This window comes from Porticoccus sp. Uisw_050_02 (assembly GCF_047729555.1).
GTDB lineage: Bacteria > Pseudomonadota > Gammaproteobacteria > Pseudomonadales > Porticoccaceae > Porticoccus.
Map to the genome: position 1 here is coordinate 620,460 of NZ_CP159825.1, position 13,867 is coordinate 634,326.

Annotated in this window: 10 protein-coding genes; 7 read left to right on the forward strand and 3 right to left on the reverse strand. The window is 40.1% G+C overall.

Annotation, left to right across the window (positions count from 1 at the left end):
• Positions 1-176 precede the first annotated feature (176 nt).
• The 3 genes from topA (at position 177) to ABXT41_RS03010 (ending at position 3,738) form a co-directional block, all read left to right on the forward strand.
• Positions 177-2,813: a type I DNA topoisomerase gene (gene topA, locus ABXT41_RS03000; protein ID WP_415391344.1), complete on the forward strand. Its 2,637-nt coding sequence runs from the start codon at positions 177-179 to the stop codon at positions 2,811-2,813.
• A gap of 62 nt (positions 2,814-2,875) precedes the next feature.
• On the forward strand, positions 2,876-3,394 hold the full coding sequence (locus ABXT41_RS03005) for a DUF6586 family protein (RefSeq protein ID WP_415391345.1): 519 nt from the start codon (positions 2,876-2,878) through the stop codon (positions 3,392-3,394).
• Between the two features lie 92 nt (positions 3,395-3,486).
• Complete coding sequence (locus tag ABXT41_RS03010) at positions 3,487-3,738, forward strand: hypothetical protein (protein ID WP_415391346.1); 252 nt, start codon at positions 3,487-3,489, stop codon at positions 3,736-3,738.
• Positions 3,739-3,754: 16 nt separating this feature from the next.
• On the opposite strand, the gene lexA is transcribed toward ABXT41_RS03010, so the two are convergent.
• Positions 3,755-4,369, reverse strand: coding sequence for a transcriptional repressor LexA (lexA, locus tag ABXT41_RS03015; RefSeq protein WP_415391444.1), 615 nt, complete (start codon positions 4,367-4,369; stop codon positions 3,755-3,757).
• A 312-nt stretch (positions 4,370-4,681) separates the two neighbouring features.
• On the opposite strand from lexA, the gene nagZ reads away from it, so the two are divergent.
• On the forward strand, positions 4,682-5,701 hold the full coding sequence (gene nagZ / locus ABXT41_RS03020) for a beta-N-acetylhexosaminidase (protein ID WP_415391347.1): 1,020 nt from the start codon (positions 4,682-4,684) through the stop codon (positions 5,699-5,701).
• A gap of 33 nt (positions 5,702-5,734) precedes the next feature.
• Positions 5,735-6,832 (forward strand): mechanosensitive ion channel family protein, encoded by a 1,098-nt coding sequence (locus ABXT41_RS03025; protein ID WP_415391348.1) that lies wholly within the window; start codon positions 5,735-5,737, stop codon positions 6,830-6,832.
• Positions 6,833-6,920: 88 nt separating this feature from the next.
• On the opposite strand, the gene ABXT41_RS03030 is transcribed toward ABXT41_RS03025, so the two are convergent.
• The gene (locus tag ABXT41_RS03030; RefSeq protein ID WP_415391349.1) at positions 6,921-7,661 is read right to left on the reverse strand and encodes a CsiV family protein; all 741 of its coding nucleotides are present in this window, start codon (positions 7,659-7,661) and stop codon (positions 6,921-6,923) included.
• On the reverse strand, positions 7,658-11,122 hold the full coding sequence (mfd, locus tag ABXT41_RS03035) for a transcription-repair coupling factor (protein WP_415391350.1): 3,465 nt from the start codon (positions 11,120-11,122) through the stop codon (positions 7,658-7,660). Before mfd ends, ABXT41_RS03030 begins: the two co-directional genes overlap by 4 nt.
• 291 nt (positions 11,123-11,413) lie before the next feature.
• Here mfd and ABXT41_RS03040 point away from each other — a divergent pair, with 291 nt between their 5' ends.
• The gene (locus tag ABXT41_RS03040; protein ID WP_415391351.1) at positions 11,414-12,019 is read left to right on the forward strand and encodes a hypothetical protein; all 606 of its coding nucleotides are present in this window, start codon (positions 11,414-11,416) and stop codon (positions 12,017-12,019) included.
• A 150-nt stretch (positions 12,020-12,169) separates the two neighbouring features.
• Positions 12,170-13,630 (forward strand): glyceraldehyde-3-phosphate dehydrogenase, encoded by a 1,461-nt coding sequence (locus ABXT41_RS03045; protein WP_415391352.1) that lies wholly within the window; start codon positions 12,170-12,172, stop codon positions 13,628-13,630.
• Positions 13,631-13,867: the final 237 nt, after the last annotated feature.

Sequence of the window (13,867 nt, forward strand, 5' to 3'; positions counted from 1 at the left end):
TACTTTCTGTTTAATCTAAATAGATGCTCTTCGTAATAAGTTATTCTTCAAGCTTTTAGTAGTCATTGTACCAATAAAGCGACCTCAAAGAGGGCGTGTGGTCCTTTTTGGTAAAGAAATTGGCAATGGGTAGGCTTTATCGTAGTTAAATTTAATTTAATGAGTAATATAATTCAATGGGAAAATCATTAGTTATTGTTGAATCGCCAGCCAAAGCCAAGACCATCAATAAATATTTGGGCTCAGAATTTATTGTCAAGTCAAGTATTGGGCATATTCGCGATGTATCAAAGGGTGTGCCGACGACTGATCCTTTGGCTCGATCTCGAGCTGCTGCTATCACCCGCAGTATGCCGACTGAAGAGAAGATGATCCATAAAATAAAAAAAGCCAGGGAAAAGCTGTTTAGCTCCATGGGAATCAACCCAGAAAAAGATTGGCAGGCTCGATACGAAATTTTGCCCGGAAAAGAAAAAGTAGTCGCTGAACTTAAAAAATTAGCCAAAAATGCCGATACTATTTATCTGGCCACAGATCTGGATAGAGAGGGTGAAGCAATAGCTTGGCATCTTAGAGAAATTATTGGTGGCAGCGAAGATCGCTACAAAAGAGTGGTATTTAACGAAATTACTAAAAAAGCCATTCAGGAAGCTTTTTCTAAACCGACTGAGCTTGATTTAGATCGCGTAAATGCTCAGCAGGCTCGCCGCTTCTTGGATCGTGTGGTGGGATTTATGGTTTCTCCATTACTTTGGAGCAAAGTTGCTAGAGGCTTATCAGCTGGCCGAGTTCAGTCGGTCGCAGTTAAGCTAATTGTAGAGCGAGAAAGAGAAATTAAGGCATTTGATCCAGATGAGTATTGGACATTGCATGCAGACCTTGAGTCCGGATCTGGCGAAAAAATTCGTTTCGAAGTAAAGAGCTTCTCGGGCGAAAACTTTCTACCTGAAAATAAAGAGCAAGCACATGCAGCTATGGAAGCCTTGCACCCTGCTAGCTACAGTATAATTAAGCGTGAAGACAAACCTACAGGGAGCAAGCCCTCTGCTCCTTTCATCACATCAACCCTACAGCAGGCTGCTAGCACTAGGCTTGGGTATGGCGTTAAAAAAACTATGACTATGGCTCAACGCCTTTACGCAGGGGGATACATTACATACATGAGAACAGACTCAACCAATCTCAGTGCTGATGCTGTCACGGCATGCAGGGGTTATATTGAACAACATTTTGGCAAGAAATATTTACCAGAAAAACCTAATACTTACAGTAGCAAATCGGACGCACAAGAGGCACATGAGGCTATTCGACCCTCGAATGTTGATATTGCGCCTGATGATTTGATTGACATGGATGACGCAAAACAGCTCTATCAGTTGATTTGGCAACAATTTCTTGCCTGTCAAATGATGCCTGCTGAATTTACTAGTACCACAGTAAAGGTTGGGGCGGCTGACTATGAGTTAAAAGCTAAGGGCCGTGTTATGCGCTTTGATGGATACCTTAAAGCATTGCCATTGCTCCGTAAAAAAGATGATGATGACGAGCTGCCTGACCTCTGTGTCGGCGATGTAATGAAATTGAATATTTTGGTACCTTTGCAGCATTTCACTAAGCCTCCGCCCCGTTTTTCTGAAGCCGCCTTGGTTAAGGAGCTGGAAAAACTGGGAATTGGTAGACCTTCCACCTATGCAGCAATTATTTCAAGAATTCAGGAGGCTGGTTACGTAAGAGTGGATAATCGGCGCTTCTACGCAGAAAAAATAGGCGATATTGTTACAGTTCGTTTAAATGAAAGCTTTTCTGATCTTATGGATTATGGCTTTACTGCTGCAATGGAAACCCATCTTGATGATGTAGCAAGCGGAGATCGCAATTGGAAAGATGTTTTGAATCATTTTTATGTTGATTTTTCTGCAAGCCTATCCAGAGCTGAGTCCGAAGAGGGCGGTATGCGGCTTAATGAGCCGACATTAGTTGATTTAGATTGCCCGCGACAAGATTGTCGGAGGCCAATGACTATTAGAACTGGTGCCACGGGAGTCTTTTTGGGCTGCTCTGGTTATAGTTTACCTCCTAAGGAGCGATGCAAAAGTACCCTTAATCTCACTTCTGGCGATGAGGCCATCAATGTTGATGATGATGAAGCAGAGTCGCGACAGTTAATCCATAAGCATCGTTGTGGGATTTGCGACACAACTATGGATAGTTATCTTGTTGATACAACCAGAAAGCTTCATATTTGTGGAAAAAATCCTAGTTGTTCAGGCTTTGAGGTTGAGAAAGGAGTTTTTGTGCTCAAAGGCTATGAGGGCCCATCTCTATCGTGTGATAAGTGTGGAATGGATATGCACTTAAAAGATGGTCGATTCGGAAAATATTTCGGTTGCACTTCGGAAGATTGCAAGAACACCCGCAAGCTTCTTAGAAGCGGAGAGGCTGCTCCACCAAAGATGGACCCAGTACCAATGCCAGATTTGCTGTGTGTTAAAGTAGAAGATCATTATATATTGCGAGATGGCGCTGTAGGTATTTTTCTTGCTGCAAGCCAATATCCTAAACATCGAGAGACAAGAGCGCCGCTTGTAGTTGAATTGATTCCATATAAAGATGCAATTGACTCCAAGTATAAGTATCTTTTTAGTGCTCCTCAGCAGGATCCAGAGGGCCTGCAAGCACTTGTGCGGTTTGATAGAAAGAACAAAGTGCATTATGTTCAGACTGAATTAGGCGGAAAACCTACGGGGTGGAAAGGGCGTTATACTGATGGCTGCTGGAAGATAGAGGATGGTCGCAAAGTGACTAAAAAATAATTTATAGCCATAAAAACTAAATCTAAAATTATCGGAGATAACCGAAAGGAGTAAAAACCATCATGAACCCTTATCTTTCTGTGGTGAACCAAAAGATACTTTTTTGTGATATTTTACTAAATCAAGGTGCTTCAAAAAAAGATTATTTAGAGGAAAATAACTCGCATCAATTCGAAATCGTTTTATGTCAGTCAGCACTTTATCAGATTGAATGCGCTTATCTCAATTACTTGAGAGAGATTGCTGCTACATATCAATATAAATTAGCTGAATCAATCTTTTCTGTACAGGGCTTGGATGCGGGGCTTCGTGGCATCAACAAAGAGCCGAGCGAAATCCAAGAAATTAAAAGCTTGACAGAGAGTAGCTCTAGTTGGCTTTTTCAGCTTCTCGCTGCTTTTAAACAGTTGTCGTTGCCCCCTTCTTTAGAGGTTGGTAAAAGCCATACCCAGTCTTCTTCTTTGCTTGAAGTTAAGCAGCTGGATGATGACATACACTTAAGTTACCAGTTGCTAGCAGCCTGGAGGCAAGATTTTGTTGAAATGATTAAGAGGCATCGAGAGCTTATGTATGAATGTTGATGTTTGTTAGCGTATTTTTGTAAATGCCTGCTTAGTATTCGCAAGCACCTCTGTTATAATTTTCTGTATTATTTAATAGATGGAATGATTGAATGTCTTTTTTTGAAATAGTTGTGCTACCTAATGGCGATATTGCCCTCAAAAGAGGCAATGATACTGATGAACCGTTAATTCGTATTTCCTTTTCAAGGGAAGTTGAAGGGTTTTCGGATGAATCAAAAATTGATCTTGCTAAAGTTATGATTGAAGCAGGAATTGATTTGTTTGATAAGATGGATCTGGATATTCTGCAGTCAGCAGAAGAGGAAAATAATTTTTCCGGTACATCTCGCCTGATCCATTAGATTTAAGTTAGCTTAACTAAAATTTTGTCCTAAGCACCCCTACACTAACACCCTCAATTGTAAAATTTTGTGCTCTCAAGTCAACGAGGATTGGATCCAATTCCTCGTTTTCTGGTACTAAAATTACCTCATAGGCGTTAGGGCTTACTTTTAGGCGCTTCACAGTCACTTCGTCCTCAATTCTTGCAACTACGATTGCTCCGTTTTCTGCAGTATTTGTTTTATGGACAGCAAGGAGATCGCCGTCCATTATTCCGATATTTTTCATACTTCGGCCCTGAACTCTTAATAAAAAATCTGCTCTAGGGTGGAACATGTCTGGAGCCACCTTTAGATAGTCTTCAATATTTTCAATTGCCAAAATAGCTTCCCCGGCTGCTACGCGTCCAACCAAAGGCAATCCGCTATGCTCTTCCTCTAGCAGGCGAATTCCTCGAGAGGTTCCAGAGATCATTTCAATTGCACCCTTTTTGGCTAGCGCTCTTAAGTGCTCTTCTGCTGCATTGGGCGATTTAAAACCAAATTCAGTAGCTATTTCAGCCCTAGTAGGCGGATAACCAGTCGCCTGAATATGCGTCTTGACCAGGTTGAGAACTTGCTCTTGCCTTGCCGTTAGAGAGGAATTACGCATCATTGTTTCCTTTTTTACGCTGAAATTTACTATTTATGTTAAATTTATAGCTGTTAATAAATATAGACTGTAATTATTAACAGTATATGTTTAAAGCTACATTAATATCAAAGGATTTTTTCGGACAATTAGATGACTTGGTTTTCTGACTAGCTTCTTTATTCTTTACTACAGGGTCCGGATATTAAATTATAGTGCTTACTCAAAAAATAATTAATCTATTATTAAGTAAAAATGTACCCATATCTGGTTTACTATTGACAGCATATAATTGAGCTTATACTAGTGAGCTAGATTTCAAAGGAAGGTGTTATGTTATTAGGGTCTTTAATAATTGACTTGAGCGGCCTTTCGCTAAGTGCCCCCGAACAGCATTTATTAACAAACCCACATATTGGTGGGGTTATCTTTTTTTCAAGAAATTTTCAAAGTAGAGAGCAGATAACATCTCTGACCTCTGACATTAGAATGATAAGACCAGATCTTTTGATTTGTGTCGATCAAGAGGGCGGGAGGGTGCAGCGTTTTCGTGATGGGTTCACTAAAATTCCGCCGATGAAGACTCTAGGGGAGATTCTAGGTTCTAGGTCAGAATATGCAGAGAAATTTATCAAGGATTGCGGATGGTTGATGGCCTCCGAAATAGTGGCATGCGGCATAGACTTTAGTTTTGCTCCCGTCCTTGATTTAGATAAAGATAAATGTCAGGTAATTGCAGACCGATCTTTTTCTGATAACCCAGTTCTGGCAACGAAGGCGGCCAAATTGTTTATTGAAGGCATGCATGAAGCTGGAATGGCTGCTACTGGAAAACATTTTCCAGGCCACGGAGGTGTAAGTGCTGATAGCCACCATGAAACTCCCTTGGATCAAAGGTCTTTAGAGGAGCTACGTGGTCACGATCTTATCCCTTTTACGAGTCTAGCTGATAGCTTAGATGCAATAATGCCAGCGCATATTATTTATCCTAAGATTGATTTAAATGCTGTAGGATTTTCAGAGTTATGGTTAAAGAAAATCTTAAGACAAGAGTTGAAATTTGATGGAATTATTTTTAGCGATGATTTATCTATGAAGGGTGCAGATATTGTTGGTGGTTACACAAACAAAGCTAAAGCTGCACTTCAGGCTGGCTGTGATATGGTTTTAGTTTGCAATAATCGGAAGGGTGTTATTGAGGTGCTAGATTTTTTAGAATCCTACAACTGGGTGCCATCAGCAAGATTATCCAGAATGAGTCGCCAGGTAACATTATCATGGGATAGCTTGATTGAAGATGATCGGTGGAAATCAGTGAATGCAAAGCTCTTAGCTTTACCTAAAGGCAAGTAAAGCTTAACGTAGAATTAATAAGGAATAGTTGTTATGGCAGTTTTAGAAAATTGGCTAGTTGATTTGACAGGCGGCTATTATCTGTGGGTGTTGGAGATTTTTTTGCTTGTTATCCTTGCATTTGTTATGGCGCAAATGGCTAACAAGCTGATAAATTTTCTTGAGAGTCAAGCCGCTAAGTCTAAAACAGTTTGGGACGATGCGATTATTGAGGCCTCTAGGCGCCCCGCTGTTTGGGCTATATGGATTATCAGTTTTAATTTAGCGGCGTCTGTAGCTTCAAAAGCTGCAGGTTCAGAAATTCATGAGTTTATTGGCTCGATTAATCGAGCCGCTATAATTTTTCTTTGCGCCTTATTTTTGGTTAACCTGATTAAACGGGCGGAGCGTAATTTGTCTCACCCTGAATATACGATAGAGCCATTCGACGCGGCCACAGCTAAAATAGTGAGCAAATTATTGCGCGCCTCAGTCATTATCACAGCAATTTTGATTGCGATGCAGTTATTTGGGTACAGTATTTCTGGATTGCTTGCATTCGGTGGGGTGGGGGGGCTGGCTATTGGTTTTGCTGCCAAGGATCTCTTGGCTAATTTTTTTGGTGGCCTGATGCTTTATTTTGATCAGCCATTTAAAGTTGGAGACTGGGTTAGATCTCCAGATCAAGAAATCGAAGGTACTGTGGAAGATATTGGGTGGCGTTTGACTAGGATCAGAACATTTGACCAGAGGCCGCTATACATACCAAATTCTATTTTTAATAGCATATCTTTAGAAAACCCATCGAGAATGTTGAATCGCCGTATATATGAAACGGTAGGCATTCGTTATGATGATCTAGATAAAATGGAAGAAATTGTCTCAGACGTTCATAAGATGCTGTCTGAACATAAAGATATTGATAGCAACCAAATATTAATCGTGAATTTTGATGCCTTCGCCGCTTCTTCGGCCGATTTCTTTATTTACACTTTTACCAAAACGACCAAATGGGTGCTTTATCATAAAATCAAACAAGATGTGTTACTAAAAGTGGCTAGCATTATCGTAAAGCATAATGCAGAAATAGCATTTCCAACTTCAACATTGCATATGAGGTCTGATCCGGCTGTTCATGATGAGTCAAATTAGCTTTGTTATTAGTTTATAGCGACACCAAAGAAAATAATTTTTTGCAATATGGACGCTTGAGGATTGCAGATTTTATTGATTTGAATCTTTACGGATGTTCGATATTTTGAATCTGGACGGCTTCTTCTGATTTTTTATATTCAGTTACCAGGACAATTACTCCCAATTTTGGGTGATCTAGGTATGTTGCTTTGTTCGCAAAAACTCTGGTGGATTGATTAAGCCTAAAAATTTCTATAATGGATGTATTTGCAGCCGTGCCTGCCTTTTCTTTAAAAAAAGAAAACCTTTTTTTGGTTTCTTTTGATTTTTCAAAAATTTTCCCCCATATGTCTGCCTCAAAACGAAGATAATTGTTTTTTATCAATCGAATATTGCCTTCTAATTCGTGATTTTGACCATAATTTTCCCCACCTTTAATTGATACCCATGGGCTTTCTTGTTCCTTTAAGCTCGGTTGGCGCCATGATTCATGGTAAAGAATATTATAGTTTTGAGAAGATATGATTTTTGTGTGTTCGCGGTTCATTATTAGGTCTTTTTCTTCAAGAGCAACAAAAGATTCTTCTTTAGAAGGGATATTGCCTTGAAGGACTTCAAGATTAACAAAACCTCGGCTTGCAGCAGTTAAGCCCTTTAGGTCGCGAATATTTTTAGGATAATTGATACTCATTTTGCTTGGATGCCGTTCTTTATCTGCAGGACCTGTTTGACTAAAGATAATAACTTCAACTTGGTACCAGTCTGCCCAGCTTTGTTGTGTTGCCAGAACGGCGAAAGGTAGCATAGAAAAAGTCAAGAATATCGTATATTTTGATAGTATTTTCATTGGCGGCTGCTCACAGCAGGGGCTAGCAGATACAGCAGATCAGTTGCTTGCTGTATGCGCTGTGCTGCTGTTTCCATTTTATATTTAAATTTGAGAGTGCTGGAACCCTGAAGACGATAAATATTTGGTTGGTCTTGAACTAGCTCCACTATAACAAGTGGTTCCACTGAGGTATTAGGGCTAAATTCGATTCGTCCACCTTCAGGCCCAGTCTCCAGTCTGCTGATCCCTATTGATCGAGCATAAAGTTTCAGAGAAGTTACCTGGAATAAATTTTTTAAGTGGTCGCTGAGCAATCCAAACCGATCTATCATTTCAACTTGAAGCTCATGTAGTTCAGCGTCAGATACAGCGTTTGCTACCCGCTTATACATGATTAATCGAGTGTGTACATCAGGCAGGTATTCTTCAGGTATCAGTGCGGGGATATTGAGCTTAATTTCGACATCCTCGTCAAGCACCATGATTGAGTCAGGTAGCTTTCCTTTGCGTATGGCCTCTATAGCTCTCTCTAGCAGCTCTGCATATAAGGTAAAGCCAATAGAATGTATATGGCCACTTTGCCCTTTACCCAGAAGCTCTCCTGCTCCGCGGATCTCTAGGTCATGCGTAGCTATTGTAAACCCCGATCCAAGTTGATTGGTATCCCTGATGGCTTCAAGACGCTTTAGGGCGTCAGGGGTCAATGATTTTTTTTCAGGAACTAATAGATATGCGTATGCTTGATGATGAGAACGGCCAACCCTGCCGCGAAGCTGATGAAGTTGCGCAAGACCAAACTTATCTGCTCGATTAATTAAAATAGTATTTGCACTAGGAATATCAATACCATTTTCGATAATGGTGGTGCAGACCAAAACATTAAAACGTTGATGATAGAAATCAGACATGACCATTTCTAGATTTCTCTCTCTCATTTGTCCATGCGCAAAACTTATCCTTGCTTCGGGCACAAGATCGGAAAGTTGCTTGGTTATTATCTCAATATTTTTCACTTCATTGTGCAAGTAAAAAACCTGGCCGCCTCGAAGAATTTCACGCAAAATAGCCTCACGAATAACTTCAGTCTGGTTTTCGCGAATAAATGTTTTTACAGACAATCTTTTTGCAGGAGGTGTTGCAATAATAGAAAGATCTCTAATCCCAGACATTGAGAGATTTAGCGTTCGTGGAATTGGTGTCGCTGTAAGGGTTAAAATATCTACCTCTGCTCGAAGAGATTTAATTTTTTCTTTTTGCTTTACTCCAAATCGGTGCTCTTCATCAACAATCAGTAACCCTAAGTTTTTATAATTAACCTTTGCATGTAAGAGCTTATGAGTTCCAATTAAAATATCAATATTGCCTTGGGCTGCATCTTTTAAAATATCTTCCTGTTCTTTTGCTGTACGAAAACGGGATAGCTCAGCTATTTTTATGGGCCAATTAGCAAATCGATCGCGAAAATTTTCTACATGTTGATGCACCAATAGGGTAGTGGGGACAAGCATTACAACTTGCTTATTGCTTGATGTTGCAATAAATGCAGCTCTCATCGCCACCTCTGTTTTGCCAAAACCAACATCACCACAGACGAGTCTATCCATGGGTTTCTCCGAAAGCATATCTTTTTTTGTTGCCTGAATTGCTTCTAGTTGGTCTGCAGTTTCTTCGTAGAGAAAGTCAGAACAAAATATCTGATATTCCTCTAATGGGTCTGTACAGGCAAAACCCTTTTTAGCGGCCCTTACAGCATATATGTCCAGTAATTCTATAGCTGTATCAGAGATTTGCTTGAGAGCTTTATCTTTTGCTTTTTGCCATTGCTCTGTACCAAGTCTATGTAGTGGCGCTAACTCTTCGTCCCCTCCACCATATCGGCTGATTAGATTAAGAGACGAGACTGGCACATATAGCTTAGCTTCTTCAGCATACTCTAGAGCAAGAAACTCTTGTGGCCAGTTCTCTGAATGTATGGTTTTTAGTCCTCGGTACCTCCCTACACCATGCTCTATATGAACAACAGGAGCTCCGAGATGTAACTCTGAAAGGTTTTTTATAATCTGGTCCGGTTCAGACTTCTGGATACTTCGCCGCCGATTTTGTATGACCTGAAGGCCAAATAGTTCAGATTCTGTAATTAGGCAAATATTTGGATTATTTAAATATAATCCTCTCTCTATAGGGTAGACGGTAAGGCAGACAGTATCCTCGCTGGCTATAAAATCTTCCCAGTCGTCGATTTCTTTGTGGGCAATTTTCCCGCCATTTAATAATGAGCTTAAGGCTTCTCTGCGCCCCTTGGTTTCAGCACAAAACAAAACACGTCTAGCTGAAGAGCTTAAAAATTTATTAAGATGCTCGAGAGGATCCGTTGCTTTGTTATTAATAGCGATATGAGGCATGGGTTGAAAATTTAAAGTGAAGCTATTGGTGGATTCAGTTGCGTTAGTTGCTAGCTCTGATATTTCGGTGCGTGGGTATTTCTTTAGGGCACCAAAAAACTCATTAACTGGGAGAAAAATCTCACTTGGAGAAAGAAGGGGATGTGTGCTATCAATGTTACACTCCTCGTAACGATTTTTTACACTTCTCCAGAAGTTTTCTGCACTGGACTCCACATCACTTTCAGTAATAACGAGACAGTCTTGTGGAAGATAATTAAATAGAGTTGCGCATTCTTCAAAAAATAATGGGAGATAGTATTCAATCCCTTGTGGTGTTATTCCCTTGTCTATGTCTAAATATACAGAGCATTTTTGATGGTCGATATCAAATCGTTCAAGCCACTTGTTTTTAAATAACTGTATAGATTTTTCATCCAAAGGAATTTCTTTGGCGGGAAGCAAAAAAAGGCGATTGATTTTTTCTAGAGTAAGCTGACTATTTGGGTCAAAAGTCCTCAAACTTTCAATTTCATTATCAAAAAGATCGATACGAAAAGGTAATGAGGCCCCCATCGGGTAAATATCTATTATAGATCCACGGATGTTGTACTCGCCGTGCTCAATAACCGTTTCTGTAAGCCGGTATCCACTATGCTGTAGTTTATTTCGCAAGTCTTGAGGATCTAGATGATCTCCCACGCTATAATCAAAAGAACGACTACCTACGAACTCTACAGGCGGTATTCGATGCATCATAGTCGTTACTGGTACAACTACAACGCCGCAACGTGTTTGCGGCAAGCTAAATAATGTTTTTAGCCGCTGAGAGGTAATGTCTTGATGAGGGGAGAATTGGTCATATGGCAGCGTCTCCCAGTCAGGAAAATGAAATACTTTAGTGTCATCCCCTAAGAAAAAAGCGATTTCAGTCTTTATCTGTGCGGCGGACCTGGCGGATGCAGCAATCACTAGAATTAAGCCTTGGCGTTGCTGGGAAATTTCAGCAACGCTGAGTGACAATCCTGAACCAAAAGCACCTCCCCAGAAGCCCCTGTCGCCAGGCAAAACAGGTGATGGAAAATTTAAAATAGACATAGCATGTTTAGCACTTTAAATTGGTTGGGTTGATATTTATGATACATATCTCCGACGAAGAGATTTCTGTAGTTGCTGCAAGATCCCTTGGGGGGTTATTTTAGCGATGGTTATCGTATATTGATATAATCCATTGTCGCACAATAGAATTTTTTGCAGATGTTCGCTTTAATTAATTTTTTGGGGTTTCAGTTGCACAAGTTTATTCACTTAACAACTTCTTCATGCGCGTTTCTCTTTTTGGTAATACTCGGCGGGTGCTCCGTCCAAAATTTTAATTTGAAAGATGTGATGAAATCAGATGTAGATGAAGTTGCCGATCACCATTATATGGAGATCGAGTCTTTACTTAGAGAGCTTACAGTTAAACTTTATAAAAGAAATCCTAAATATCTTCGTGTTAGGTATGGGTCTAATAGAAAGACTTACACAGCGGAGGATAGACTGAAGAAAATCTTTGAATTACCAGGAAGGTTGGATATACCAGGCATACCACAAAACGGCATAGAAGCCATGGAGTTCTCGCTTGATAACAGCTATCAAGGAGATAGAGTTTTTGTTTTTATGGCTGGGTTAACTGACATGATAAGAAGATCTTATGGCTACCAACACGAATTCTTTGTTTATACCAGGCTAAAAGAGCAGGATCTTTACCTGAGTGCTCGCAACCTAGAAACTGCACTTTGGCGCATTACTACTTTTAAAAATAGTTCGAAAGAACCCTTAATTTTAACAAATAGTAGAGATGGAGAGATGGACAATCTGAGTTATGAGCGATTGTTCGGAAAAATGATAGCAACACAGGATATGCTGGCGAAAATTATGGCTGGAAAAAATAATCGAATGATCAAAACTGTCGTTCAAAATGTAGCCACTAAAGTATTTTTCCCGTTCTAGTGTATAATTTTTTTAGCTGGTGAATTGTCTTTTCCGCCTATTTTTTTGGTTTAACTGGGTTGCTCTCAAGAGGTTGACCCTTGATAATAGCGTGCCTTGGTAAGGCGCATATATTTATATTTCCATAGTTAAAGTAAGAGGCTTGACCTAGTGACAGAAGATATTCGTCCTATACCCGCAGACTTCTTTGCAGACTGGAAAGAGCGTGAAGCGCTTTCTGAGGCAATGATTCCCTTAATTGGTAGACTGTACCGAGAAAAGAACATTTCTTTGTATATGTATGGCAAGAGTATGTTTAACCGTTCTGTGATAGAGCTAATGAAAGCACATCGCTTTGTGCGTCAAATTGAAAAAAATGAATTATCAGAATATGAAACATTCCCCTTAATTACAGCATTATCAAAAATGAATCTGGGGCCAGCCCATATCGACCTAGGCAAGTTAGCCGTCAAATACCAAGAATCCATAGAAGGGCTTGATTTATTAGATTTTCTGCAGAATGAAGTTGGTGATGATCTTGGGGATATGAGCAAACCGATCCCTGAACCACAAGATGTTGTTCTTTACGGATTCGGACGTATTGGCCGCCTTTTGGCTCGCCTGCTTATAGAAAAAACTGGTAGCGGAGACATGCTTCGATTGCGGGCTATTGTGGTTCGCAAAGGTTCCAGTGAGAATGATTTGTGTAAACGGGCAAGCTTACTCCGTCGTGATTCTGTCCATGGTGCGTTTGAGGGGACTATCCGAGTTTTAGAGGATGAAAATATTTTAGTGTGTAACGGAAACCCTATTCAGGTTATTTATGCAAATTCACCTAGGGACGTAGATTATCAAAAATTTGGTATAGATAACGCCATACTAATAGATAATACAGGAGCCTGGCGTGATGAAGATGGCTTAAATCTTCATTTGCAGTGCCCAGGGGCCGCCAAAGTTATACTTACCGCCCCTGGAAAAGGGTCGATCCCAAATATTGTTTATGGCATCAACCATAATGAAATCACACAAAAATCAAAAATTATATCAGCAGCCTCTTGTACGACTAATGCCATTGTTCCAATTTTGAAGGCCTTACAGGATGAGTTTGGAATCACAAGGGGGCACGTTGAAACGGTCCACTCGTACACTAATGACCAAAACTTAATTGATAATTACCATAAAGGATCTAGACGTGGCCGCAGTGCAGCACTAAATATGGTACTGACTGAAACTGGTGCTGCGGAAGCTGTCGCTAAGGCTCTTCCTGGGCTTAAGGGTAAACTTACAGGCAACGCTATTAGAGTGCCTACGCCTAATGTTTCCATGGCCATCCTTAATTTACAGCTTGGCCGCGAAACAAGCCTTGAAGAGATAAACGCTTATGTGCGCAAGATGTCTCTACATTCAGCCCTACAAAACCAAATTGATTACACTGTTTCTTCAGAAGCCGTGTCGTCTGATTTTGTTGGTTCTCGTCATGCCTGCATTTATGATGCCGGAGCAACAATTGTTAATGGAAACAGTGTTGTTCTGTACTGCTGGTATGATAATGAATTTGGTTATAGCTGCCAGGTGATCAGGTGTTTAGAGGAGCTGGCTGGGATTTCATGGCGAATGGTGCCTAACAAATAATTTTTTTGGTCTATTTTTTATTTATGAGATAACTTTCTCACTAAATACATAGAGCAAAATTTTTGTATCTAATGGTAAAAAGTACGATTTAGTGCGTAGTAAAAATTGTTCGTACTTTTATAATCACGTATAATAATGCGGCTTTAAATTCTAAGAAATGTATTCAAAATGTATCCTTTTGCAAGGTTGCATGGCTTTTATTTGGGGTTCACATTAGTTAAGAGCGCCAGTTGATTA